Source organism: Herminiimonas arsenitoxidans, assembly GCF_900130075.1.
Classification (GTDB): Bacteria; Pseudomonadota; Gammaproteobacteria; order Burkholderiales; family Burkholderiaceae_D; genus Oxalicibacterium; species Oxalicibacterium arsenitoxidans.
This window is the reverse complement of the sequence record NZ_LT671418.1, coordinates 1951896-1977782: the sequence shown is the minus strand read 5'-3', so window position 1 is coordinate 1977782 and position 25887 is coordinate 1951896. Positions and strand designations below refer to the sequence as shown.

Annotated in this window: 24 protein-coding genes; 7 read left to right on the top strand and 17 right to left on the bottom strand. The window is 51.9% G+C overall.

Annotated elements, in window-relative coordinates:
* The first annotated feature begins 78 nt into the window (after positions 1-78).
* Positions 79-486, top strand: a complete 408-nt coding sequence (gene gloA, locus BQ6873_RS09320; protein ID WP_076592395.1) for a lactoylglutathione lyase — start codon at positions 79-81, stop codon at positions 484-486.
* Positions 487-553: 67 nt separating this feature from the next.
* Here the strand turns inward: gloA and BQ6873_RS09315 are convergent, their stop codons facing one another.
* From BQ6873_RS09315 to BQ6873_RS09250, 14 genes are all read right to left on the bottom strand, one after another.
* Positions 554-1456 carry a M48 family metallopeptidase gene (locus BQ6873_RS09315; protein ID WP_076592394.1) on the bottom strand — a complete coding sequence of 301 codons (903 nt, stop codon included), beginning with the start codon at positions 1454-1456 and terminating at the stop codon, positions 554-556.
* 14 nt (positions 1457-1470) lie between these two features.
* Complete coding sequence (locus BQ6873_RS09310) at positions 1471-2226, bottom strand: lysophospholipid acyltransferase family protein (protein WP_076592393.1); 756 nt, start codon at positions 2224-2226, stop codon at positions 1471-1473.
* Between the two features lie 30 nt (positions 2227-2256).
* The gene (gene gmhB / locus BQ6873_RS09305; RefSeq protein WP_076594049.1) at positions 2257-2814 is read right to left on the bottom strand and encodes a D-glycero-beta-D-manno-heptose 1,7-bisphosphate 7-phosphatase; all 558 of its coding nucleotides are present in this window, start codon (positions 2812-2814) and stop codon (positions 2257-2259) included.
* Between the two features lie 80 nt (positions 2815-2894).
* Positions 2895-4997, bottom strand: coding sequence for a glycine--tRNA ligase subunit beta (gene glyS / locus BQ6873_RS09300; RefSeq protein WP_076592392.1), 2103 nt, complete (start codon positions 4995-4997; stop codon positions 2895-2897).
* A 2-nt stretch (positions 4998-4999) separates the two neighbouring features.
* The gene (glyQ, locus tag BQ6873_RS09295) at positions 5000-5917 is read right to left on the bottom strand and encodes a glycine--tRNA ligase subunit alpha (protein ID WP_076592391.1); all 918 of its coding nucleotides are present in this window, start codon (positions 5915-5917) and stop codon (positions 5000-5002) included.
* A 71-nt stretch (positions 5918-5988) separates the two neighbouring features.
* Positions 5989-7539 carry an apolipoprotein N-acyltransferase gene (gene lnt, locus BQ6873_RS09290; RefSeq protein WP_076592390.1) on the bottom strand — a complete coding sequence of 517 codons (1551 nt, stop codon included), beginning with the start codon at positions 7537-7539 and terminating at the stop codon, positions 5989-5991.
* A 59-nt stretch (positions 7540-7598) separates the two neighbouring features.
* On the bottom strand, positions 7599-8489 hold the full coding sequence (locus BQ6873_RS09285) for an HlyC/CorC family transporter (protein WP_076592389.1): 891 nt from the start codon (positions 8487-8489) through the stop codon (positions 7599-7601).
* Between the two features lie 140 nt (positions 8490-8629).
* On the bottom strand, positions 8630-9088 hold the full coding sequence (gene ybeY / locus BQ6873_RS09280) for an rRNA maturation RNase YbeY (RefSeq protein WP_173830597.1): 459 nt from the start codon (positions 9086-9088) through the stop codon (positions 8630-8632).
* Positions 9072-10142: a PhoH family protein gene (locus BQ6873_RS09275; RefSeq protein WP_076592388.1), complete on the bottom strand. Its 1071-nt coding sequence runs from the start codon at positions 10140-10142 to the stop codon at positions 9072-9074. The genes ybeY and BQ6873_RS09275 overlap by 17 nt, the downstream gene beginning before the upstream one ends.
* 36 nt (positions 10143-10178) lie before the next feature.
* Positions 10179-11531, bottom strand: coding sequence for a tRNA (N6-isopentenyl adenosine(37)-C2)-methylthiotransferase MiaB (gene miaB / locus BQ6873_RS09270; protein WP_076592387.1), 1353 nt, complete (start codon positions 11529-11531; stop codon positions 10179-10181).
* A gap of 24 nt (positions 11532-11555) precedes the next feature.
* A complete protein-coding gene (locus BQ6873_RS09265) occupies positions 11556-11930 on the bottom strand; it encodes a hypothetical protein (protein ID WP_076592386.1) in 375 nt (124 codons plus the stop codon).
* A 250-nt stretch (positions 11931-12180) separates the two neighbouring features.
* Positions 12181-12624 carry a universal stress protein gene (locus tag BQ6873_RS09260; protein ID WP_076592385.1) on the bottom strand — a complete coding sequence of 148 codons (444 nt, stop codon included), beginning with the start codon at positions 12622-12624 and terminating at the stop codon, positions 12181-12183.
* Positions 12625-12912: 288 nt separating this feature from the next.
* Positions 12913-15912: an FAD-binding and (Fe-S)-binding domain-containing protein gene (locus tag BQ6873_RS09255; protein ID WP_076594047.1), complete on the bottom strand. Its 3000-nt coding sequence runs from the start codon at positions 15910-15912 to the stop codon at positions 12913-12915.
* A 149-nt stretch (positions 15913-16061) separates the two neighbouring features.
* Positions 16062-17279: a pyridoxal-phosphate-dependent aminotransferase family protein gene (locus BQ6873_RS09250; protein WP_076592384.1), complete on the bottom strand. Its 1218-nt coding sequence runs from the start codon at positions 17277-17279 to the stop codon at positions 16062-16064.
* Positions 17280-17571: 292 nt separating this feature from the next.
* Here BQ6873_RS09250 and BQ6873_RS09245 point away from each other — a divergent pair, with 292 nt between their 5' ends.
* On the top strand, positions 17572-18297 hold the full coding sequence (locus BQ6873_RS09245; RefSeq protein WP_076592383.1) for a GntR family transcriptional regulator: 726 nt from the start codon (positions 17572-17574) through the stop codon (positions 18295-18297).
* A gap of 129 nt (positions 18298-18426) precedes the next feature.
* On the opposite strand, the gene BQ6873_RS09240 is transcribed toward BQ6873_RS09245, so the two are convergent.
* The 3 genes from BQ6873_RS09240 to BQ6873_RS09230 form a co-directional block, all read right to left on the bottom strand.
* Positions 18427-19935: a tripartite tricarboxylate transporter permease gene (locus BQ6873_RS09240; protein WP_076592382.1), complete on the bottom strand. Its 1509-nt coding sequence runs from the start codon at positions 19933-19935 to the stop codon at positions 18427-18429.
* 9 nt (positions 19936-19944) lie between these two features.
* Positions 19945-20466 (bottom strand): tripartite tricarboxylate transporter TctB family protein, encoded by a 522-nt coding sequence (locus BQ6873_RS09235; protein WP_076592381.1) that lies wholly within the window; start codon positions 20464-20466, stop codon positions 19945-19947.
* 77 nt (positions 20467-20543) lie between these two features.
* Entirely contained in the window at positions 20544-21548 is a 1005-nt protein-coding gene (locus tag BQ6873_RS09230; RefSeq protein WP_076592380.1) for a Bug family tripartite tricarboxylate transporter substrate binding protein, read from the bottom strand.
* A 370-nt stretch (positions 21549-21918) separates the two neighbouring features.
* Here BQ6873_RS09230 and BQ6873_RS09225 point away from each other — a divergent pair, with 370 nt between their 5' ends.
* The 5 genes from BQ6873_RS09225 (at position 21919) to BQ6873_RS09205 (ending at position 25824) form a co-directional block, all read left to right on the top strand.
* A complete protein-coding gene (locus BQ6873_RS09225; protein WP_076592379.1) occupies positions 21919-23061 on the top strand; it encodes a DSD1 family PLP-dependent enzyme in 1143 nt (380 codons plus the stop codon).
* A 147-nt stretch (positions 23062-23208) separates the two neighbouring features.
* A complete protein-coding gene (locus BQ6873_RS09220) occupies positions 23209-23781 on the top strand; it encodes a DUF302 domain-containing protein (protein WP_076592378.1) in 573 nt (190 codons plus the stop codon).
* Between the two features lie 100 nt (positions 23782-23881).
* The gene (locus tag BQ6873_RS09215) at positions 23882-24853 is read left to right on the top strand and encodes an MBL fold metallo-hydrolase (RefSeq protein WP_083664432.1); all 972 of its coding nucleotides are present in this window, start codon (positions 23882-23884) and stop codon (positions 24851-24853) included.
* 41 nt (positions 24854-24894) lie between these two features.
* Positions 24895-25323, top strand: coding sequence for a DsrE family protein (locus BQ6873_RS09210; RefSeq protein WP_083664431.1), 429 nt, complete (start codon positions 24895-24897; stop codon positions 25321-25323).
* Positions 25324-25449: 126 nt separating this feature from the next.
* Positions 25450-25824, top strand: a complete 375-nt coding sequence (locus BQ6873_RS09205) for an ArsR/SmtB family transcription factor (RefSeq protein WP_231949311.1) — start codon at positions 25450-25452, stop codon at positions 25822-25824.
* Positions 25825-25887: the final 63 nt, after the last annotated feature.

The window sequence follows — 25887 nt, the reverse complement described above, 5'->3', positions numbered from 1 at the left end:
GATTTTCTGTGTGTCAGGCAAAGAATGCCTGATCGGCATAGAATTCAGGCTTCACTTTATTTACCCACGAGGATATCCATGCGCATTCTTCACACCATGCTCCGCGTCGGCGATCTGCAACGATCCATAGACTTTTATACCAAACTGCTCGGTATGAAATTGCTGCGCCAGGTGGAAAACACCGAATACAAATACACGTTGGCTTACCTCGGTTATGGCAGCAATCCAGAGCATGCTGAGCTGGAACTGACCTATAACCATGGCCAACATGAATATGAAATGGGTACGGCTTACGGTCACATTGCAATTGCAGTGCCAGATGCTTACAAGGCTTGTTCTGATGTCAAAGCCAGTGGCGGTAACGTAACGCGTGAAGCAGGACCTGTCAAAGGTGGTAGCACCGTGATTGCGTTTGTTGCGGATCCCGACGGTTACAAAGTCGAGCTGATCGAACGCAAGGAATGGGAAAGTACAGAGAAGTTCTGATGTTTGAAAGAGTGCTCTACGTAGGGCAACTCGCATCATGCATGTCGACATGCATGATGCAGTCTTGCTAGAAAATCGGTAGCGTTTCCGGCGCGTGATCACGCAAGGCTTTTTTCGCCGCAGCAAATTCAGGGAATACCGATTGCACAGTCGCCCAGAATTGCGGACTGTGATTCATCTCGCGTAAATGCGACAACTCATGTGCAATCACATAATCGATTAATGGCAGTGCAAAATGAATCAGCCGCCAGTTCAATCTAATCTTGCCGTCAGCCGTACATGAGCCCCATTGCGTCATCGCCGATGACAAGGCGAAGGATTGATAGCTGACATCCAGTTTCTCCGCATAGACCGGCAAACGCTCAGCGAAAATGCGTTTCGCTTCCAGTTGCAACCAGCCTTGCACGCGATCTTTTAATTGGCGTTCAGCAGCGGCACCAGGCAGACAGACAGTTAATTCTTTTGATGCGGCATCGTAGACTATGCCGGCAGATTGCGTGCCCAAAATGCGCAAGGTGATGTCGTTGCCGAGATAAGGCAAGGTTGCGCCATCGCGCCATTCCATTTGCGGTTGCAGACGTCGGGCAGAGTGTTCGCGCCGCTCATTCAGTTTGGTAAAAATCCAGCGCTGCTTTTCGCAAATCGCATTCTCGATTTCAGTCAGCGTTACCCATTTCGGCGCAGTGATACGCAAGCCATCGTCATCAATCATGAAACCGATAGAGCGACGCTTGGATCTCACCAGCGTGTAATCCAGTATGTGTTCGCCGACGTGGACGCGACGTTTGCCGTTAGGCACAGGTGCGCTCACATCGCCATTTGATAATGGCAAACTAGGCAGCAACGATCCAGGTGAATGCTTGGGTGCCGGGTGATCTATTTTCGGTTGTGAAGAAAAATCAGACGAAAAGAAATCAAGCTGCAGCGCAAGCTGTTGCGGATCGGGCGATGTGTGACGAAGCAGCTTCAAGAGTAGTCGGGCCGTTATTGTTTCTGTGATGCTTCAGCAGGATAGGCTTCGGGCGAAATCACCCGCATTTCGGATTCTATCCAATTTTCGACTTGTTGCATCAATTCGACTGCAGTAAGGCCTTCCGGCGACATCGGCTTGCCGATGGAAACAGTCACCAATCCTGGTTTCTTGATGAAGGAATTTTTCGGCCAGCATGCGCCTGGATTCAAGGCGATAGGTACGACCACGGTATTTGTTTCAACGGCGAGGCGTGCACCACCGCCTTTATAGCGACCTTGTTCACCGACCGGGATACGTGTGCCTTCAGGGAACATGATGATCCATTGACCATCGGCAAGACGCTTGCGACCTTGCACCACGACTTGAGCAAACGCGTCCTTGCCGTTATTGCGATCGATAGGGATCATGCGCAACAGTCCAAGTGCCCAGCCAAAGAAAGGCACGTAGAGCAATTCCTTTTTAAAGACGAAGACCAGCGGGTGCGACATTTTGCACAGCAGAAAAATGGTTTCCCATGCTGACTGATGTTTGGACAGCAAGATCACAGGCTGGTCTGGAAGATTCTCATATCCCTTGATCTCGTAGCGGATGCCGCACAACACTTTTGCCAGCCAGATGATGAAGACGTTCCAGCGCGAGGTAATGTAATACCGTCTGTTATAAGACAAGGGCGCTGCCAGAAAGCAGATCGGTGCCCATATCAGGGTGGCGACCAGCATGATCAATGCAAAGAGCAGGGAACGCAAAAACAAAATGGCACGTGACATCAAGTCTCCAGATTTTTTAACAGCAATAATTTAAACGGCGTAACTGAGCGCAGGCGCTTTCAGTAAATGATCGACGACGGCAGCGAGGTTGGGATAAATCGTGGTTCCCGGTGGTAAGCCACCTTTTTCACTGGTTTTTTCACCTTTGCCGGTGAGCACCAGATAAGGTGCACAGCCAACGACAAAACCCGCCTGCAAGTCGCGTAAGGAATCACCTATCATCGGCAATCCCTTCAAGCTCACATTGAATCGTTTGGCTATCGTATGCAGCATGCCCGGCTTGGGTTTGCGGCAATCGCAGCTATCGTCTTGTGCATGCGGGCAAAAGAAAACGGCATCAATCTCTGCGCCTACCGATTGCGCGGCGGAATGCATTTTTTGATGGATCGCATTCAATGCCATGATGTTGAACTCGCCGCGCGCAATGCCAGCCTGATTGGTGGCGACGACCACGCGATAGTCGGCTTGATTCAAGCGCGCAATTGCTTCTAGCGAGCCGGGAATTGGCACCCACTGATCAGGCGTTTTGATAAAGGTGTGCGAGTCGTGATTAATGACGCCGTCGCGATCGAGGATAACCAGTTTCATCGAATCACCTTTCAAAATGGATTGCATGATGGATCGTTAATACGATACTGCAATGTCGTGAAGCAAGTAGCTGGTTGCCATCAAGAGGCCAGTTTGGAAATATCGGCAACCTGATTCATCGCTTGATGCAAGGTAGCCAGCAAGCCCAGACGATTATTACGCAGTGCGACATCTTCTGCATTCACCATCACGCCATCGAAGAAGGCATCGACCGGATTTTTCAATGCGGCCAATGCTTGCAAGGATGCAGTGTAATCGCCGCGTGCAAACGCTGCTTCGGCTTGCGGTTTGACCGTCGCCAAGGTCTGGTTCAATGCGACTTCGGCAGATTCTTTCAGCAGAGCTGTATCGACCTTGGCAGCAACTGCGCCATCCACTTTTTTCAGAATATTGCCGACGCGCTTGTTGGCGGCAGCTAGTGCTGGTGCTTCCGGCAATGCGGCGAAAGCGCGGACTGCAGCGAGACGATTGGCGACATCTGCCAGGCGTTGTGGTTGCAATGCCAGCACTGCATCGATTTCCTGTACGCTGTAGCCTTGTTCGCGCAAGGCATTGGCAAGACGATCAAAAATGAAGGTCAGCAAGGCAGTGCGATGTTCTGCGCTCAAGCCGTTGAATGGTTTTTCCGCTGCAGCGATCAAGTCGTTGATGCCGATATCCAGTTTGCCTTCGATCAGCATACGGATGATACCGAGTGCATGACGACGTAATGCAAATGGATCTTTGTCGCCAGTCGGTACTTGTCCGATGCTGAACAAGCCAACCAAGGTTTCCAGTTTGTCGGCGAGTGCGACGACCATGCCAACCGGATTGCGTGGCAATTCATCGCCGGCAAAGCGTGGCTTGTAGTGATCTTCAATTGCGTCCGCAACCTGAGCTGGCAAGCCGTCATGCAGCGCGTAGTAGCGGCCCATGATGCCTTGCAGTTCAGGGAATTCGCCCACCATATCGGTCAGCAAATCTGCCTTGGCCAATTGCGCTGCGCTATCTGCTTGTTGTGCATCGACGCCGAGTTTGGCTGCAATGGCTTGTGCGATGGCGCGTACGCGAGCGATACGTTCGCCCTGAGTGCCGAGTTTGTTGTGATACACGACTTTGTCGAGACCAGTTACGCGTGATGTCAGCGTCTTCTTGCGATCTTGGTCGAAGAAGAATTTGGCATCGGCCAGACGTGGGCGAACCACGCGTTCATTGCCGCCGATGACGGTACTGGCATCGGCTGGGCGAATGTTGGAAACGATCAGGAATTTATTGCTGAGTCCGCCCTTGCTATCGAGCAAAGGAAAGTATTTTTGATTCGCCTTCATGGTCAGAATCAAACATTCCTGCGGTACTTCGAGGAAGGCTTCTTCGAATTGGCCGATCAGAACGTTAGGACGTTCGACCAGACCAGTGACTTCATCCAGCAATGCTTCATCTTCAATCGGCGTCAGATTGTCGCCGGCTTCTTTGGCGGCAGCGGCGAGCTGGCGCACGATTTCTGCGCGACGTTCCGCGAAGCTGGCAATGACGGCACCTTCACTGAGGAGTTGTTTCGCATAGCTGTCTGCATCGCGGATGTAAACAGGATCGAGGCCGGCTTCAAAACGATGACCGCGAGTGGTGTTACCTGCATTCAGGCCGAGCACGGCAAGAGGCACGACATCCGCACCATGCAATGCAACCAAGCCATGTGCTGGGCGCACGAAGTTGACGGTTTCCCAGCCATCGGCCAATTGATACGCCATGACTTTAGGAATCGGCAATTTGCTCAGCGTTTCTTCGAGAGCTTTTTGCAAGCCGTCAGCCAAGGTGACGCCGGTCACGATGCTGTTGAAAAACAGTACATCGGCTTTGCCGTCAGATTCGCGCTTTAGACCAGCGACTGCAGATTCGTCTGCGCCTAGTGCTGCAAGTTTTTTCAGCAGAGCAGGTGTGGCTTTGCCATCGGCGCTCAAGCCTACCGCTGCCGGCATCAATTTCTGCATGACTTGTTTGTCGTCAGCCTGAATCTCAACTTCTGTCAGATGCACGCCGAGACGACGCGGTGACGCGAAGTGTGTCAGTACGCTGCCATCAGCCAGCAGACCTTGTGTCTTGAGCGATGCCTGCAATGTTTGCGCAAAAGCTTCGCCGATTTTTTTCAACGCCTTTGGTGGCAATTCTTCGACGAACAGTTCAACTAATAAATTTTTGGTACTCATGCTTATGCCGCTTCCTTCTCAATCTGGGCCAGCACTTCGGCGGCATGTTCTGGTTTCGCCATCGGGAAGCCGAGACGGGCGCGGCTGTCGAGATAGCTACGTGCAACGCTGCGTGCCAGATTACGGATGCGGCCGATATAGGCAGCGCGTTCAGTAACCGAAATCGCACCACGTGCATCCAGCAGATTGAAAGTGTGTGCGGCTTTCAATACTTGTTCGTAAGCAGGCAAGGCTAGCTTGTTATCGATCAGATTCAGCGCTTGTTTTTCGTGTGCACCGAAAGCGGTGAACAGGAAGTCGGCATCGCTGTGTTCGAAGTTGTAGGTCGATTGCTCGATTTCATTTTGCTTGTAGACGTCGCCGTAGGACAGGCCTTCGGTCCACTTCAAATCGTAGACGTTGTCGACACCTTGCAAATACATCGCGAGACGTTCCAGACCGTAGGTGATTTCGCCGGTGATCGGTTTGCAGTTAATGCCGCCAACTTGCTGGAAGTAAGTGAATTGCGTGACTTCCATGCCGTTCAGCCAGACTTCCCAGCCTAAACCCCAGGCGCCCAGCGTTGGATTTTCCCAGTCGTCTTCAACGAAACGGATATCGTTTTGCTTCAGATCGAAGCCGAGTGCTTCCAGCGAGCCGAGATACAGTTCCAGAATGTTGGCTGGTGCTGGTTTTAACACGACTTGAAATTGGTAGTAGTGCTGCAGGCGATTTGGATTTTCACCATAGCGGCCATCTTTCGGGCGGCGCGATGGTTGTACGTAGGCGGCTTTCCATGGTTCAGGGCCGATTGCACGGAGGAAAGTAGCTGTGTGGGAAGTGCCAGCGCCGACTTCCATATCGTATGGTTGTAGCAGTGCGCAGCCTTGCGCATCCCAGTACTTCTGGAGCGTCAGAATAATTTGTTGAAATGTGAGCATCTTGTTTGAATTTTTGCATCACCCGGTACGGGCGAGGGCAGAGTTGCCGAAACCCTAGATTTTACCGGGTTTTAGTGGCTACTAGGGGTTCTGCGCGCAAGATACCAGGCTGCGAGTAGCAGGGCGAAAGCCAGCAGCACGATGAAAACGTTGCCAATGGCAACATAAGGCGTGATCCCGTGATAACCCTGCACCGACGCTGTCAGCACGCCGCGCTCGAAGGGTTTGAGCTGCGAGAGCACTTTTCCGTCTGGGCCTATGATGGCAGTGGCACCGGTATTGGTCGCACGCAACATGGGGCGACCAGTCTCGATTGCGCGCATTTGCGAGATTTGCAAGTGTTGTGGCAGGGCGATGGAGTCACCGAACCAGGCGATATTCGAGACGTTCAGCAGCAGCGTCGCGACCGGGGCGCCGGCGGCATCGCTGGCGCGTAATTGACCGGCGATTTCTTCACCGAACAAATCTTCGTAGCAAATATTCGGCAAGACCCATTGATCCTTGACTGCGAATGGTGCCTGCAAGGCATCGCCACGGCTGAAGTCGCCGAGCGGGATGTGCATCATGTCGACAAACCAGCGGAAACCGAGCGGAATAAATTCGCCGAAGGGCACCAAGTGATGCTTGTCGTAGCGATACAGTTTGGGTGCGGTGCCGCTGGCCGGCGTAGGCGTGATGCCGATGACGCTATTGGCATATTGCTGCGGCCCGTCGCTGATCGGGATGCCGATAACCAGATGACTGTTGGATGCGGTAGAGAATTCAGCCAGACGCGGCAGGTAATCTGCAGGTAATTGATGCGCCAAGAGTGGCAGTGCTGTCTCTGGTGTCGCGATTAAATCTGCCGGTGCGGCACGTATCATGTCTTCGTACAAGGTCAGCGTCGCATTGATTTGCTCGGCGTCGAACTTGATTTCCTGCGGCACATTGCCTTGCAGCAGACGTACGGAAATATCCTGTCCATTTGGCGTCGTCCAGCTGACTGTCTTCAGACCGAGGCCAGCCGCCAAAATGACGATAAACAAAGGGAAGGCGAATTTTTTGTTCGGTAGCAAGACGAGACAAGCAGCCAGCAATGCAGCTAGCCATCCCACGCCATATACGCCGATCAGTGGCGCGTAACCGGCGAGCGGGCTATTGGTGTGTGCGTAACCAGAGATGGCCCATGGAAAGCCGGTAAACACCCAGCCGCGTAACCATTCGGAGAACATCCACAATGCAGGTAAAACCAGCAAAAGCATGATCCAAGAGGGGATCACTCGACCTCGTTGAAAACGTGCGGCGAGACCAGTGGCCAAAGCAGGAAGCAGGCCGAGGAAGGCTGCCAACAAGATCACCGCCAGCGCTGCGATTGGTGCTGGCATGCCACCATATTGATGCATGCTGATATACAGCCAGTAGATGCAACATCCAAACCATCCAAAGCCGTAGGCCCAGCCTGTCAATACGCTGGATTTAACTGACGGCGCTTGCAATATCAGATAGAACAGCAGCGCCAACGCGATGATTTGCACCTGCCAAAAGCCGAAAGGCGCGAAGGCGAATACATTCAGTGCGCCTGCGAACAAGGCCGCGATGGCGGCCGAGGTTGTTGTAAAACGGAAGGATGAAAGACTGTTCACGAGATCAGGCGCGATGCCGTGACGTGATGTGGGAAGAGCGCGCGATGTTATCTGTGAAATCAGCTATCAAGCGCATCCTCGCTCGGTGACGAAGGCAGTTTTTCTACCAGCAGTACATGAATGTGGCGTGCATCGGCGCGCAATACCTCAAAGCGCAGATTACCTATATCCAGCATTTCGCCTTTGTGTGGCATGCGCCCCAGATGATCGGCAACCAAGCCGCCTATCGTATCGACATCCGGACTGGATAATGAGGTGCCGAGTTCTTCATTGAATTGCTCAATCTCGGTCAAGGCCTTGATGCGCCAGCGCGGGCCATGTTCACCGGCCTTGATGGCGAGAATATTGTCTTCTTCTTCATCGAAGTCGTATTCATCTTCGATGTCGCCGACGATTTGTTCCAGCACATCTTCAATCGTGATCAAGCCAGCCACGCCACCGTACTCATCGACGACGATGGCAATGTGATTGTGCTTGGCGCGGAAGTCGCTCAGCAAGACGTTCAGGCGCTTCGATTCGGGAATGAAAACGGCAGTGCGCAAGGTGCTGCGGATATCAAAGGATTCTTCCGCGTAGTAACGCAGCAAGTCCTTCGCCATCAGTATGCCGACTACCTTGTCACGTTCACCATCGATGGCAGGGAAGCGCGAGTGTGCGGTATGCAACACCATAGGCAGCCATTCTTCTATCGGCTTGGTGATATCGACGACGTCCATTTGCGCGCGCGGCACCATGATGTCACGCGCGCACAATTCGGATACTTGAAAAACACCCTCGATCATCGCGAGCGCATCCGCATCAATCAGATTGCGTTCGTGCGCATCGTGCAGGATGGTAAGTAACTCGGAGCGACTGTCGGGTTCGGGGGCGATTAATGCGGTCAGGCGCTCAAACAAGGATCGATGCGGTTTAGCATCGCCGGATTTGCCGCTAGTGGGGATATCTTGCATAAGGCGAAAAGCCGTTGCGGGTGGTGGTTTCAATTGATATTAGGATACAACAAATGACGTGTGCTGCCAAAAATGCATGGAAAACGCATGGCAGAACGTTACTTGCTGATGTGCAATGCCTGTGTGAGATAAAGTGTTGATTAGGTATTCAGATATGGATTGGCGTAGCCGAGATCTGCCAGAAATTCAATTTCCAGCGCTTCCATCTCTTCTGCTTCTTCGTCCGATTCGTGATCGTAGCCTTGCGCATGCAAGACGCCGTGTATCACCAGATGCGCGGTATGCGCTTCCAGCGTTTTCTCTTGTTCGGCAGCTTCGCGTTCCAATACGTCTGTGCACAGGATGATGTCGGCTTGCGTGACTTCGCTGTCTTCATCTTCGGTGTAGGCGAAGGTCAGTACATTGGTGGCGTAATCCTTGCCGCGATAATTGCGATTCAGCGTGCGACCTTCTTCCGCATCGACGAAGCGCAAAGTGATTTGTGCCGGTGCAAGCAGCGCGGCCTTGACCCAGCTACGCAATTTAGGGCGGGTGATCAGATCTTGCAGGCGTTTGTCAGGATATTGCACTGACAGGGAAAGCTTATTTTTTTGCAGCATTTTTCGTCGTGGTTTTGGTGGCTACGGTTTTCTTTAAAGCGGGTTTGGTAGCTTGATTGGCATCATCATAAGCATCGACGATACGCGCGACCAATGGATGGCGTACGACGTCGGCGCTGGTAAAGCGCGTAAAGGCCAGACCACGGACATCTTTCAAGACATCAATTGCTTCGATCAAGCCGCTTTTTTGATTTTGCTGCAAATCGATTTGCGTAATGTCGCCGGTGATGACCGCTTTGCTGCCGAAGCCTATGCGCGTCAGGAACATTTTCATCTGTTCCGGCGTGGTGTTTTGCGCCTCATCCAGAATGACGAAGGCGTGATTCAAAGTGCGGCCGCGCATATAGGCCAGCGGTGCAATTTCAATCGCCTGTTTTTCAAACATTTTTTGCGTGCGATCGAAGCCGAGCAAATCGTAGAGCGCATCGTACAAGGGGCGCAGATAAGGATCAATTTTTTGCGACAGATCACCAGGCAGAAAGCCCAGGCGCTCACCAGCTTCTACCGCAGGGCGAGTCAGGATGATGCGTTTGACGGCATCGCGTTCTAGCGCATCGACGGCGCAGGCGACTGCCAGATATGTCTTACCGGTACCAGCGGGACCAACACCAAAGGTGATGTCGTGATCCATGATCGCCTTCAGATACTGCAACTGATGCGGTGTACGACCACGCAAATCATGGCGACGGGTTTTTAACACCGGCGCATCGGTGACAGATTCAACGGCTTTCTTTTTCGAAGGTTTGGCAGACACTGCCAAGACCAGTTCCGGTTCTGCCAATGCGGCGCGTTGTTCAACCAGCGCCAATTGCACTTCTTCCAGCGAGACTATCTTGTCTGCCAGCGGATAAAACTGTTCAAGAATTTCCAGCGCACGCGCGCCGTTGTCACCGTTGATGATGAACTTTTCGCCACGACGGAAGATGGTGACGTCGAGTGCGGCGGAAATCTGCCGCAGATTCTCATCCATAGGGCCGCACAGATGCGCGAGGCGCTTGTTATCCAGCGGTTCCGGGACGAAATACAGTGGTTGAGCGGCAGTTTTTGTTTTCAATTTTGGCTGAGCAGGCGCTGATGCGATTAGAGGAATTTATTGTTTAACGATGATCTCGCCGCGCAATGTATACGCGTGGGATTGCACGATGTTGACGTCGACCATTTGACCGATCAGACGTGCAGAATTAGGACCGGCGGAGAAGTTGACGACGCGATTGTTTTCGGTGCGGCCTTGCAGTTCATCGGCATCTTTTTTCGATGGACCTTCCACCAAAATACGTTGCACGGTACCGACCATTTCATTGCTGTAGCGACGTGTGTTTTGATCGATCACTGCTTGCAGTCTTTGCAGACGCTGGAGTTTGACTTCATGAGGAGTGTCATCTTCCAGGTTGGCGGCAGGCGTGCCTGGGCGCGGGCTGAAAATGAAACTGAAGCTATTGTCGTAACCGACATCGGCTATCAGCTTCATCATCGCTTCAAAATCGGCATCGGTTTCGCCAGGGAAGCCGACGATGAAGTCGGACGAGATTGAAATGTTCGGACGCACTTCACGCAAGCGACGCAAGATGGATTTGTATTCGAGCGAGGTGTAGCCGCGCTTCATCGCCGCCAGTATGCGGTCGGAACCGTGCTGCGCCGGTAGATACAAATGATCGACCAGCTTAGGTACTTTGGCATAAGCATCGATCAGACGTTGCGTGAATTCTTTTGGATGGCTGGTGACGAAGCGTATGCGTTCGATGCCTTCCATTTCGGCGATGTATTCGATCAAGAGCGCGAAGTCGGCGATCTCGCCATCGGCTGCGTCACGGCTCATCTTGCCGCGATAGGCGTTGACGTTCTGACCGAGCAAGGTGATTTCCTTCACGCCTTGCGCTTCGAGTCCTGCTACTTCTGCCAGCACATCGTCGAAGTTGCGCGAAACTTCTTCACCACGTGTGTACGGCACGACGCAATAGCTGCAGTACTTGCTGCAACCTTCCATGATAGAGACGAATGCTGTTGCGCCTTCAACCTTGGCTGGCGGCATGTGATCGAATTTTTCGATCTCCGGGAAGCTGATATCGACTTGCGAGCGGCCTGTGGAACGGCGCTGCTTCAACATTTCCGGCAAACGATGCAGGGTTTGCGGGCCGAATACCAGATCAACATAAGGTGCGCGCTTGACGATGACATCGCCTTCTTGTGATGCGACGCAACCGCCAACACCGATCACCAGATCCGGCTTCAGCAATTTCAATTCACGCAGACGGCCGAGATCGGAGAATACTTTCTCTTGCGCTTTTTCGCGCACGGAGCAGGTGTTGAGCAGGATCACATCGGCATCTTCCGGCGTGTCGGTTTTGATCATGCCATCGGAGGCATTGAGTACGTCGACCATCTTGTCCGAGTCGTACTCGTTCATTTGGCAACCGAAGGTTTTGATGTATATCTTTTTCTGCATGGTATGGCTTATTTACTCAGTTACTTATTTGACTGTTGATACAGGGGCTGGCAGTGGCGTGGGTTTGGCAGGCTCCACAGGCACGAGCGGCAAGGTTCTTTTCGCTTCGTCTGCCGTCAAAATCCAGATGCGGTCGATGTCGCCGGTATTGCTTTCCGTGTAATTCACGGCGATGTCGCTGCCGCGTAAAGCAGACGGCATTTCGATCATATTGTCTTGATTCCAGATACGTGCGCCAGCAGACAAGGTGCGTGTTTTCTCATTGATAACAATTGCCGGATAGTTTGCCGGTGTCATCACGCCGCGTTTTACTTCGGGCGGGAAGGGTCGTTCAAATGCTTGTGCCGATAATGTCACAAGAGCAAGAGCGCAAGTGATCAGGAAATTGTGTATCCGCATGACTAATTCCGTTCAGGATAAAAATGGATGGCGGCTATCTGGATGGCTAGGACAAGAATCAATCCGGCTCGGATATACGAACTATGCGGATTTTTTGCGAATTTCGTGTTGAATCAGGATGTTTTCTGCGCATTTTTGCGAAGCGCAATGATACCACGGGGCGAGAACGGCTATTACCTGCGTACCTTGGATGGAATTGCAGGAAAAATGGGTCACGACAGGCCGTCGCAACCCAGGGTGACACGCGTTTCTAGCGGAGCACCAGAACCGGCAGCGTGGTGTGCGCCAGTACTTTTTGTGTTTCGCTGCCGACAAACAGCTTGTTCAATCCTTTGCGCCCGTGCGATGCCATGAAGATGGCGTCGCATTTGTATTCTTCGGCGATTTTTACGATTTCTTCGTACGGATTGAGGCCTATCGACACCACGGTTCTGGATTTAATGCCTTTGGCGCGTGTTGTGGCTTCTATTTTGTCCAAGTGTTTCTGTGCGAGCGCCGCCACCTTGTCGTCATACAGCACGGGATCTATCGGGAAGACGCCTGCACCTTCCATCATGCCCGTATATAAATAAGGTTCGGCGACGGAGAGTATGACTAGTTCACCGCCCAGTTTTTGCACAAACTCAATTGCTGTATCGACTGCTTTATCGGATAGCGGGGAACCGTCGGTTGGAATGAGAATTTTCTGGAACATGGTGGCCTCCATGATGTGAAAAGGGTGCTGCTTTCTCGACTATATTGCGCACGCAGCGCAAGTGATTGATGCAGATCAAAACATCGGCAATACGCGGATGCGGTCGTTACGTCAGAGTCCCAAGGCCGATAGCTTAGGTGTTATTTCATCTTACATACTTAAACTGAGTGCAAAAAGATCGTTTGGTTCCGGGCGGAAGCAGAACTTCTTGCCATCCCTGGCTGGATGGTCTCGTTCTGGGGGAGGAAGGTTTTTTGTTGCGATGCACTATGAGTGCATCGCAACTGCTTACTTGCGTAAGGCGTCGGCCAGCACGCGCGAGACGTGGATGGCTTCTTCCTGTGTACCATCAGAAATTTGATGTCTGCAACTGGTGCCGTCGGCGACGAAGATGGTGCCATCTTCTGCCTTGCGTATCGCCGGGAGTAGCGATAGCTCAGCCATCGCTTGCGATGCTTCGTAATGCTCTGCTTCATAGCCGAAGCTGCCAGCCATGCCGCAGCAGGATGATTCGACCACAGCAACATCAAGTTGCGGTATCCAGTTCAATACTGTTTGCACCGGACGGAATGCATCGAATGCTTTTTGATGACAGTGACCATGCACCATCGCCTTGTTTGAGGCGAGTGGCTTGAGATCAAGCTGCAGTCGTCCTGCGCTATGTTCATGTACCAGGAACTCTTCAAACAGATAGGCCATGCTGGCGAGCTTCTCGGCTTCTTCACCGTATCCGTAATTGAGGAATTCATCGCGTAGCGACAGCAGGCATGATGGTTCCAGACCGACGATGGCAACACCTCTATTAACGAAGGGCATCAATGCATCCAGTGTTCTGCGCGCTTCCTGTTTGGCTTGATCAACCAAACCTGCGGATAGGTAGGTGCGGCCACAGCACAGCGGACGTTCACCAGCGCGTACATTGAAATGCACGGTGTAGCCGGCAGCTTCCAGCACCGCTTGCGCGGCGATGGCGTTTTCCGGCTCCATATAATTGTTGAAGGTATCGACGAACAGCAGTACTTCCTTGTTGGTCGTTGCTTCGCTGCGGTGATTGCTACGCTGCGACAGGAAGGATGACTTGAAACGAGGGAATGCACGTTGCGGTGCCAGTCCTATTTGTTTTTTCAACCAGCCGGATATCCATGGCAGCTTGTCGGCGACCGCGAGCAGTGTGCCGACGTGACTGGCATAAGGCGCATAACGCGGCATGTAAGCCACGAGTTTTTCGCGCAGACTGATGCCGTGTTTATTTGCCCATGCAGCGCGTGCTTCTATCTTTACTTTCGCCATATCGACGCCGGTCGGGCAATCGCGTTTGCAACCTTTGCAGGAGACGCACAGATCAAGCACTTCCTTGACGTCGGGGCTGGCTAGTCCTTCATCACCGAGTTGACCTGAGATAGCCAGACGCAATGTGTTGGCACGACCGCGCGTCACGTGACGTTCATCTTTTGTGATGCGATAACTAGGGCACATGGTGCCAGCGTCGAACTTGCGGCAATGACCGTTGTTGTTACACATCTCGACTGCTTTGGCTAAACCGCCGGTACGATCATTGCCAGTGCCTGGTTCGGTTTCCTTGCCGCTGGCAGGATCGCGTGTGACGTTCCACGCAGACCAATCCAGTTGCGTCTTGATCGCCAATTCCTGATAACCGGGCGCAAAGCGGAAATTGCTTTTGTCATCCATCTTCGGCGGACGCACGATTTTGTCCGGATTGAAGCGATTGTCCGGATCGAACAGATCCTTGATCTCGCTGAATGCCTGATTGATGCTCGGTCCATATTGCCAGGACACCCATTCGCCACGGCACAAGCCGTCGCCATGTTCACCGGAATAGGCACCTTTGTATTCGCGTACCAGTGCCGATGCTTCTTCCGCAATTTTGCGCATATCGGCTGCGCCGTCACGGCGCATATCGAGGATCGGACGCACGTGCAAGGTGCCGACGCTGGCATGCGCGTACCAGGTGCCTTCGGTATGGTATTTGTGGAAGACTTCAGTCAGACGATTGGTGTATTCGGCCAGATGCACCAGCGGTACGGCGCAGTCTTCGATGAAGGACACGGGTTTGCCGTCCCCCTTCATGCTCATCATGATGTTGAGACCGGCTTTGCGCACATCCCACAAAGCTTTTTGTTCGTTCGCGTCGACCATGTTGACGACAGATCCCGGCAAGCTGAGATCGCTCATCAAGTCGGCCAGAGCGGCGAGTCTTTCAACCAAAGCTACTTTATCGTCGCCGGCGAATTCCACCAGCAAGATCGCTTGTGGACTACCGACCAAGGCCTTTTCAATGACAGGGCGGAATGCGGCTATATCCAGCGACAGATCGATCATCGTGCGATCGACCAGCTCTACAGCGGTCGGCAGCAGTTTGACGATGTGCTGCGCGGCATCCATCGCTTGGTAAAAAGTCGGGAAGTTGATGACGCCGAGTACCTTGTGCTTAGGCAATGGCACCAGCTTCAATGTCAGTTGGCGGCTGAAGGCCAGTGTCCCTTCGGAGCCAACCAGTATGTGTGCCAGATTGGCGCTGCCGTCATCGGTGTAAGCGCGCGGATTTTGGCAATCGAATAGATCGATGTTGTAACCGGCGACGCGGCGCAATACTTTCGGTACGCGCTCGATAATTTCTTGTTGCTCGCGAGTCGCGATACGACGCAAGCCTTGTGTTATTTCTTGCAGGCGCGTGGTGTGCGCCATATTTTCCAACGTCTCGAAGCGACCTTGCGTGCCATCAGCGAGCACTGCATCTATCGCCAACACGTTGTGCACCATATTGCCGTATTCGATAGAACGTGAGCCGCAGGAATTGTTGCCTGCCATGCCACCTATCGTGCATTGGGCTGCAGTAGAAACGTCAACCGGGAACCATAATCCGTGCGGCTTGAGCCATGCATTCAGATGATCCAGCACCATGCCCGGTTCTACCGTGATGGTGCGTTTTTCTGCATCGAAATCGATAACGTTGTTGAGCCACTTGCTGTTGTCGATGACCAGCGCTTCGCCTACTGTTTGACCGCATTGGCTGGTGCCACCACCGCGCGCGAGGATGGGTGTTTTTTCGGAACGTGCAATGTCGAGGCAGAGCAGCAGATCAGCCTGATCGCGCGGAACGACAACACCTATCGGCATGATTTGATAGATAGACGCATCGGTGGCGTAACGACCACGATCTGCATTGCCGAATAACACATCGCCGCGCAATTCTTTGCGCAAGCGGCTTGCCAGCGGGCTGGGACTACGGCCGCTTACAGGAACAAAGTGAATCGGCTTGACGAGCATTTCCAGGACATCCTTTTCTGAAATAAACAGCACATTCAATCAGCGCTGCACAGTCGCGTGCGTCTCTTTAAATTGTGCGACACAACCTGCAGCTCGCTATTACGCAAGCATGCAGGTTGATTTTTTCGTCGCAGTCTTATCGTCTTAAATCAGGCTGCAATTTTCAACGGCGGGATTTTTTGTTCTGCCAAAAATTCCATCGCTGCACCAACGCCGCTGCCCTTGAGTTTGATGCCGGCGATTTTCAGACCCATTTCGCAACCGGCCAATGTCGCCATCAAGCTCAGATCGTTTGCTTCGCCCAAGTGACCGATGCGGAACATGCGGCCTTTCATCTTGCCGAGGCCGGTGCCCAGCGACATATTGAAACGTTCGTAAATGGTTTTACGCACCATGTCTGCGTCTATGCCTTCTGGTGTCATGACGCCGGTCAGGATAGGCGAGTAGACGGTCGAATCTGCGCATTGCACTTCCAGACCCCAGGCGTTGACGGCGAGGCGGCAAGCTGCAGCCAGGCGTTCGTGGCGGGCAAATACATTGTCCAAGCCTTCGGTGAGGATCATGTCGAGCGCTTCGTGCAAGCCGTACAACAGATTGGTGTTTGGTGTGTACGGCCAGTAGCCGGTTTTGTTCATCTCGATGATGTCAGTCCAATCCCAGAATGCGCGTGGCAACTTGGCGTTCTTGCTGGCAGCGATCGCTTTTTTCGAGACGGCATTGAAGCTGATGCCAGGTGGCAGCATCAAGCCTTTTTGCGAACCGGATACGGTGACGTCCACGCCCCATTCGTCATGGCGATAGTCCGCTGCCGCGAGGCCGGAGATCGTATCGACTAACAACAATGCAGGGTGATTGGCTGCGTCCATCGCTTTACGTACGGCAGCGATATTGGAGGTAACGCCGGTGGAGGTTTCGTTATGGACTACGCAGACTGCCTTGATGACATGACCGGTATCGGCACGCAGACGTGCTTCGATCAAATCAGCTTGTACGCCGCGACGCCAGCCTTCGATGCCAGGCAAACCGATGAACTCAGGTTTGATGCCGAGTGCTTCTGCCATTTTTTTCCACAGCGTGGCGAAGTGACCTGTTTCATACATCAGTACGGTGTCGCCTGGGCTGAGGGTGTTGCTCAATGCTGCTTCCCATGCGCCGGTACCGGATGCTGGGTAAATGATGACTGGTTGCGTCGTTTTGAAAATCTTTTGTATGCCGGACAAGACCTTCAAGCCCAGCGCGCCAAACTCAGGGCCGCGGTGATCGATGGTCGGGTAGCTCATTGCGCGCAGGATGCGATCCGGCACAGGACTCGGGCCAGGAATTTGCAACATGTGGCGGCCGGCCGGATGAAAGTCGAGCTTCAGCATTTCAGTCTCCTAAGAAATTTCATATTATTGAATATTGCATACAAAATACTTTAGCAGAGTGATTTTGATTAGTAAAGCTTTTTGCGCCTAACAATGTGCGAATTGATACGGACGGTTTGTATGTCGTTTTTAGGTGTATCCAGCAAGTTGCTGGGAATGCAATACTGGCGTGGCGTGACTAAGTAGATATATGTAATCGGCCGTATGGGATATGTCTGAAATGGCATATGGTGTGCTGCATCATTTACCAGGCAATTAGATTAAAATAGGGTTAAATTAAATCGGACTTAGTATGCAAAATACATTGATCGCTGGTGAAAACAACAATAGCAGTCCAGACATGCCACGTATGGAGCGTCAGCGCTTGCATGATGCGGTGGTGGAACATTTGCAGCGACTGATTATTGAAGGCGTGTTGGCTCCGGGCATGAAGTTGAACGAGCGCGAAGTGTGCGAACGCTTGGGTATTTCGCGCACGCCGCTACGTGAAGCGATGAAGGTGCTGGCGTCTGAAGGCTTGATCGACATCGTGCCGAATCGCGGTGCTTTCGTGTCGAAGATGAATGACACCGAAGTCTGGGAAGCGTTTGAAATGATGAGCGGTCTGGAAGCCTTATCAGGCGAGTTGGCAGCCGAGCGCATCTCACCAGCCGAGATTGCTGATATCAAGGCCTTGCATCAAGCGATGCTGGTATGCAGAGCACAAAACGATTTGCCTGGTTATTACAGCCGCAATCAAACCATTCATAACAAGATCAATGAAGCGGCGCGCAATTCGATGCTGCGACAAATCTATCTATCAGTGAACAGACGTTTGCTGGCCTTGCGCTTTAAGTCCAACTTCAAGGAAGAGAAGTGGGATAGAGCCATCGGTGAACATGATGAAATGATACAAGCGCTGGAAGCACGTGATGGCAAACGACTGGCAGTTATTCTGCGCCAGCATTTGCTCGACAAGCGTGACTCAGTGATGGCAGATTTGCGTGACACCAGCAGCCGTGCTGCAAAGGTAGATTGAGCGCTAAGGTAATTCGCAGCTCATTTGCTTACGTAATATCTGCAGCAATAAAAAAAGCCTGAAGAGAAATCTTCAGGCTTTTTTACGTTGGGCAGTGGAAAGTCGTTGTTCTCCACCGCTACACGTTTGTCAGGCAGGTTTTTGACGATTCTGACGAAGGTTACCGATAAGGCTGCTGATGATAGGCCAGATCAATGCGATGACTGCCAACGTCATCACGGTGCCAACCAGACCACTGCCCCAGAACACGCCGAGTGCGCCTTTGGAGCCAACCATGGTTTGACGGAAGGCATCTTCTGCACGATCACCCAGCACCAAGGCTAAAACCAACGGAGCTAACGGGTAATTCAATTTCTTGAAGATGTAGCCAATCACGCCGAAGATCACCATCAACCAGATGTCGAATTCTGCGCCGTGTACTGTGTAGGCACCGATCGCACAAATCACCATGATGGCTGGCGCAATGATCGAAAACGGAATGCGCAAGATCGCAGCGAATACCGGGACTGTGCTGAGTACGACCAGCAAGCCGACGATGTTGCCGAGGTACATACTGGCAATCAAGCTCCAGACAAATTCCTTTTGTTCGACGAACAGCATAGGGCCTGGTTGCAAGCCCCAGATCATCAAGCCGCCAAGCAGAACCGCAGCTGTAGCCGAACCAGGAATGCCGAGTGCGAGCATAGGCAGTAGTGCGCTGGTGCCGGCAGCGTGTGCTGCTGTTTCCGGTGCCAGTACGCCTTCAATATTGCCTTTGCCGAAAGACTCGGAATCACGCGACAACTTCTTCGCCATGCCGTATCCCATGAAGGATGCAGCTACCGCGCCGCCTGGTGTAATGCCCAGCCAGCAACCGATGACCGACGAACGCAACAAGGTCATCCAGTATTTCGGCATCATCGCCCAGGTCTTGAAAACAACCTTGAGATCAATCGCTGCCTTCTTGCCCTTGAATGCCAAGCCTTCTTCCATCGTGATCAGAATTTCGCTGACGCCGAACAAACCGATTACGGCTACGAGGAAATCGAATCCGCGCAACAGATCAGGGACATCGTAGGTCATACGCAATTGTCCGGACACGGTATCCATACCGACTGCTGCAAGCATAAAGCCGACGCACATCGAAATGATGATCTTCGCTTTCGGTTCCTTGCCCATGCCGATAAAGCTGCAGAAGGTCAGGAAGTAGACAGCGAAAAATTCCGGCGGGCCAAAGCGCAATGCAAACTTGGCGACCACTGGAGCCAGGAAGGTAATCACGATCACGCCGAACAATGCACCGATACAGGAGCCAGTAAATGCGGACGTCAGTGCCTGCCCCGCCTTGCCTTGTTGCGCGAGCGGATAACCATCGAAGGTTGTGGCCACCGACCATGCCTCACCTGGAATGTTGAACAGGATAGATGTGATCGCACCACCGAACAACGCGCCCCAATAGATGCAAGACAGCAGAATGATGGCGGAGGTCGGATTCATCGAGAACGTGAGCGGCAACAGTATGGCAACGCCATTCGGACCACCGAGACCAGGCAGCACGCCGACTACGATGCCCAGCAAAATGCCGAGGAACATCAGTGCAATGTTGTGCCAGCCAAGAACGTGGCCGAAGCCGATCATTAATGAGTTTAGTTCTTCCATGTTTTTTCCTTAGAAGCCTAACCAGTTTTCAAGAGGACCCTTAGGCAGCGGCACCTTGAATTGAATTTCGAAAACAAAAAAGAACACGAGCATGACGATGATCGACACGCTGGCCGACTTCCACCAAGTGAACTTGCCGAGGAAAAACATGAATGCTGCGATGAAGATGATCGATGCGACGTAAATGCCCAGATATGCAATGGTAAAAACGAACACGATTAAAGGCAGCAGAATGACTGCAACCAGACGTGCTTGTGCGATTTCAAGGAAGGGCGTTTGATCGTTATCGCGTATCGCATGGACTAATACGAGGCAACTGGCGAGCAGGATCACTACACCTAATCTGAGTGGGAAATAACCGGCTTCGGGGCCGTAAGGACCCCAGCCTGCGCCGAGTTGGTAATTGCTCCAGATAGTAAGGAGGGATACCAGACCGAGCGCAATCGCGACGATGATTTCGGCGCTACGGATGGTGATGACTGCGCGAGAGTGTTCTCTCTCTTCTTCTGCGTGAGGTTCTGAAGGATTCATATTCGCTTGTCCGTGAAGTGATTCAATGACCGTGGCATACGCATGTCGGTCATTGAATCAGGGTGATGATGTGAGGATTACTTGGAGACGATGAAGCCAGCCTCTTTCATGATTTCACGGTGCAACTGTTCATCTTTCATCAGGAACGCTTCCAGCGGAGCACCCGTCATGAATTCGCCTTTCAGCGCATTCTTTTCGAGATATGTTTTCCACTCAGGTGTTTCCATCACTTTTTTAAACAGGTCCACGTAGAACTGTGTCTGTTCTGGTTTGACACCGCCTGGCATCATGAAAATGCGCAGCATTTCATAGCTGACATTCAGTCCCTTTTCCTTGCAGGTAGGGATGTCGGACCAGGCTTGTGTGGCAGTTACTTTAGCGGTGTATGCAATGCGTTTAGGCGAGAACACGCACAAAGCCTGATGTTCACCGGCGCGCCATTGTGAAACGGATTCAGATGGATTGTTAGTGTCGGAATTGATGTGATTACCGGAGAGTTGAGTAGCTGCTTCGCCGCCGCCTTTATACGGAATGTAGAGGAATTTCGCGCCAGTTTGCTTTTCGATCATCATCGTAATCATGTGATCTTCGCGCTTGGAGCTGGTGCCGCCCATCTTGAATGTTTCTGGCTTTTTCTTGACGTCGTCAATATAAGCCATTGGTGTTTTGTAGCCAGCCTGAGTATTGGTCCACAGTACAAATGCATCTTGCGCAACCATGGCGATCGGTGTCAGATCGCGCCAGTTGAATGGCAGGTTGGTAGCGAGTGGTGTGGTGTATATCGATGAGGATGCGACGATAATTTTGTTTGGGTCGCCTTTGGCTGCTTTCAGATCCAGCAAGCCTTCCGCGCCGCTGGCGCCGGCCTTGTTTTGCACGATGATCGGTTGCTTCATCAGATTGTGCTTGGTGATGATGCCTTGAATCGAGCGTGCCATCTGATCTGATGCGCCACCTGCGCTGAACGGTACGACCAGCTCAACCGGTTTGGTTGGTTCCCAGGCTGATGCACTTAATGCGCAGCACATCGTGGTGAGGAAGAGGCCGATTTTCATCGGTTGGCGGATAAGTTTTTTCTGCATGATGCTGTCTCCTATATGTGGGTTGCGTACCCTTTTTTGACCATCTCCTGCATCAGTCGCGCACATCATTGCCCGCATCCTGAATTCGTTTGTCGGTAGAAATGCATGCGTCTGACGCGCTTTTTTCATCTCTGCCAACTAATAATTTCCCAAAAGTATGGAGTCGCTGTAATTTGCGATCCGTGCATTTAGAATATTGAATACAATATACATCTGAGAAAAAATGTCAATTGCTGGATACGTGATGCCATGAAATTTTTCGAAGAAATTCGTATAAATGGCATTTTGAGTACAAAGTAGCTGCTTCCGGATGCGTCTAGGGATGCCGAGAAGTCCTGTATATCGTCTTATTTATTACTTCGGAGTGAGCATGAAAGATGTCGCAAATTTGAAGTTGCCGGTCATGGCCCGTATCGGCGATCCGGTCTCGCGCGTTAGTACGCCTGCGCTTTTGCTCGATCTGGAGGCGTTTGAGGCGAATGCGCAACGCATGGCGGAATTGACGCAGCGGCATGGCGTGGCATTGCGGCCGCATGCCAAAGCACATAAATCAAGCGCGATTGCCCAAGCGCAGTTGGCTTTGGGTGCAGTCGGGATTTGCTGCCAAAAGATGAGCGAGGCTTACCCTTTCGTCGCGAAGGGCGTGCAGAGCATACATATTAGTAATGAGTTTGTCGGTGCGGACAAGGTGGCGATGGCCGTTGAATTGGCAGGCTACGTGCGCTTAAGCGTGTGTGTGGATCATGTGGCGCAAGTGGATGCGCTGGGAAAAGCAGTTAGTCAGGCCGGTGTTTCTATCGCAGTTTTTCCTGAAGTGGATATAGGTCAGGGGCGCTGCGGAGTGAAAGGTAATGATGCGCTGGCTGCCTTGGTCGACAGGATCGCGCGCTATCAAGGTTTGTCTTTTGGTGGTTTGCAGGCGTATCACGGCGGCATTCAGCATGTGGCTAGCTGGGAGCAGCGTCGGTCGGCGGCGAGTGTCGCGGCTGATGCGGCGGCGCAGTATGTGCAATTCCTTGCCGCGCGCGGGATCGCTTGCCCGGTTGTTACAGGCGGTGGCACGGGGACGGCCGAGTTCGACGTGACGAGTGGTGTATTTACCGAGATTCAGCCTGGCTCTTATGTGTTTATGGATGGCGACTACGGTTCCAAGGATTGGGTAGGCGGATGGAAGCCGGCACATAGCCTGTTTATCGCATCTACTATTATGAGTACCGCAAAAGCAGGGCTGGCCGTATGCGATGTTGGCCTTAAAGGCGTGGCGGTGGATTCCGGTTTGCCCTTGGTCAGGCCGGGAGAATATGGCGATCAGTTGAAATATACGGCCGCCAATGATGAGCATGGGATTTTGCAGATTGCGGCTGGTAATGAACGGGATTATCTGGGTGAACGCCTGTTTCTGATTCCTGGTCACTGCGATCCGACTGCAAATCTGTATCAGCAGTACGTCGGATTCAGAGGTGATGTTGTTGAATGCTTGTGGAATATCGATGCGCGTGGCTTGAGTCAGTAATTTTTGCTTGCCCGCATCATCTGATTTTTGTTGATGTTTTGGCACTCGCGCTATTTCTTGATAGAGCGAGTGCGCTGAGCACGGTATAGTACGGCTGCCGTGCAGAAATGAAGCGGCACGCTCTCAAACCAAGTCAGATTAGTTGTAATGAAAATAAAATCCTGGATCAAGCTGTTGTCGTTGACCGTCGCACTCGCAAGTTTGTCTGCGTGCGGCACGCTGCGCGCAATCAATAATACGGAAGATGGTTCCGGCGCTGAAGCGATGAATGTCTGGCAGCGCTGGGTAGATTCGGATGGTGATATCGCTGTGGCAACGACTTGGGAGCGCAAGGTCAAGGATGGCGTGACGATAGCTGAAGTAGAGCAAGCCTTTACCAGTGTTGCCGCAGAAGAGAATATCAAGTCGGTCGGTGAGTTCTATCTATCGCGTGAGCTGTCACTGCGTTCCGGCAAGCCGGAAAAATTCCTGAAAGTTTATTCCTACTGCAGTCCCACCATCGCGCGCGAAATGGTCGATTTCAGTCCACACATGGCCGCTTATATGCCGTGTCGCCTCACTGTTGTAGAGAGAGACGATGGCCTCTGGATCTACGCGTTGAACATGGACATGTTGATCAAAATGGGTCGCAAACTTCCACCTGAATTGAAAAAATCCGTGATGCAGGTACGCAACACGATGTGGAAGATGATGGAGCGGGGCGCGCAAGGCGAATTCTAATAAGGCTGTGCGGGAAAGAATTGCTTTGGTAATATTTGCTTATATAACTATATAATTAATTTATACGTATTTAAGCAGATACGCATAGCACGGAGAAGACATGCAGCGCTATACCAAGGTTTATGGTTTTCTGTTTATCGCACTGACACTGTTGTGTGCACGTGCAGCAGTCGCAGAAGAAATCACGCTGCGTCCGATAAAAATATCGCCGCATGTGTATTACTTCCAGGGCACAGCCGGAATGGCAAGCGCGGCCAACAAAGGCTTCATGTCGAATGCCGGCTTTGTTGTTACGAAAGATGGCGTAGTCGTTTTCGATGCATTGGCAACGCCAGCCTTGGGTGAAGCGATGTTGAAGGCGATCAAGCGGATCACACCGCAACCGGTGAAGCGCGTGATTATCAGTCATTACCACGCAGATCATTTCTATGGTTTGCAAGCATTCAAGGCGCAAGGTGCAGAAGTCTGGGCGCACGAGAATGCGCGTGCCACACTGAATTCTGATTTGACGCAAGAGCGACTCAAGCAGCGCCGTACCGATCTGGCGCCATGGGTGAATGAAAATACGCGTTTGATCCCGGCAGATCGCTGGCTCAGTTTTAAAGATGCCAAAGTGCTGCCGTTTGAAATGGGCGGCATGCATTTCCGCATTATTGATTCCAGCGGTGCGCATTCGCCGGAAGACATCATGCTGTACGTAGATGAAGATAAAGTCTTGTTTGCAGGCGATCTATTCTTCACTGGCCGTATTCCGTTTGTCGGCGAAGCGAATAGCAAAGTCTGGCTGCAAGCACTGGATCGTATGCTGGAAGTCAAGCCAGCGATGGTTGTTCCAGGGCATGGAAAAATGTCACATGCGCCTTTGAAGGATATGCAGTTGACGCGCGATTACCTGATTTTTTTACGACAAAAAATGGGTGATGCAGTAGCGGATCTGGTACCGTTTGATGAAGCGTATGGCAAGGTTGATTGGTCTGGGTTTGAGAAATATCCGGCATTTGATCAAGCCAATCGACTCAATGCTTACGGCACCTATATTTTGATGGAAAAAGAAAGTCTGGATAAGCCTTAAACTGATGTGGCTAGACGATAATTCTAATTTTGGAGACGATGATGAAAATGATCCGCGCAGCATTCCTGTTACTTTTATGTGCAACTGTCGGTATGACAGCTGCTGGTGCCGCCGAGCGTGAAGAGAAGGTGGTGTATCACATCAACGATAGCTCTGTTGCTACCGCTGCTTTGAACAATATCCGCAATCATTTGAATGCCAGCCCTAAAGCGAAAATCATCGTCGTGACACATGGTCCAGGCATCGATTTCTTGCTGGAAGGTGCAAAGAACAAAAACGGTAATCCTTACGATGCAGTCGTGCAAGAACTGGTGAATCGCAATGTGCAATTCCGGGTTTGCAACAATACTTTGGAAACACGCAAAATCGACAAGAGCCAAGTGATCCAGGAGGCAACTATTGTTCCTTCTGGCGTGGCTGAAGTGGCTCGTTTACAGATACAAGAAGGTTACGCTTACATCAAGCCGTAATCAGCCTGCCGGGTTATTGCTAACTCGGCAGTTTTTTTAAGTGCAGTGATGACGCAGTAGTGTTAACGTTGCATGTGTATAGTGAACGAACTATCTGTTTTTACTATTTATTTTTAGGTGCTGGTCGTGGATAAAAATTTCAACAAAGAAGAGATGAGTGTGCTGTTTGAAGAAGTGGCAAACTATTTTTCTTTGCTCTGTGAGCCGACTCGCCTGAAGATTCTGTACGCAGTGTGTAATGGTGAGCGTTCGGTTGGCGATATCGTCAACGAAGTCGAATCGACACAAGCGAATGTGTCGCGCCAAATCAATATGTTGTATCGCGCAAAAATTCTCGCGCGTCGCAAAGATGGTACGCAAGTCTATTACCGCGTCGATGATGAGAAGACCGTCGATTTGTGTAAGTCAGTATGTGGTCGGGTTGCTGCCCAGATAGGCGTGCAATCACCGGTAGTTGAACTACCAGTCGTGGCAACGACACGTCGCATCGCCAGCAGATAATTAAAAAAAGAAAAAAACGTTTCTAATATTCCGTATATGCGCATATAGTTATATAGGCACATA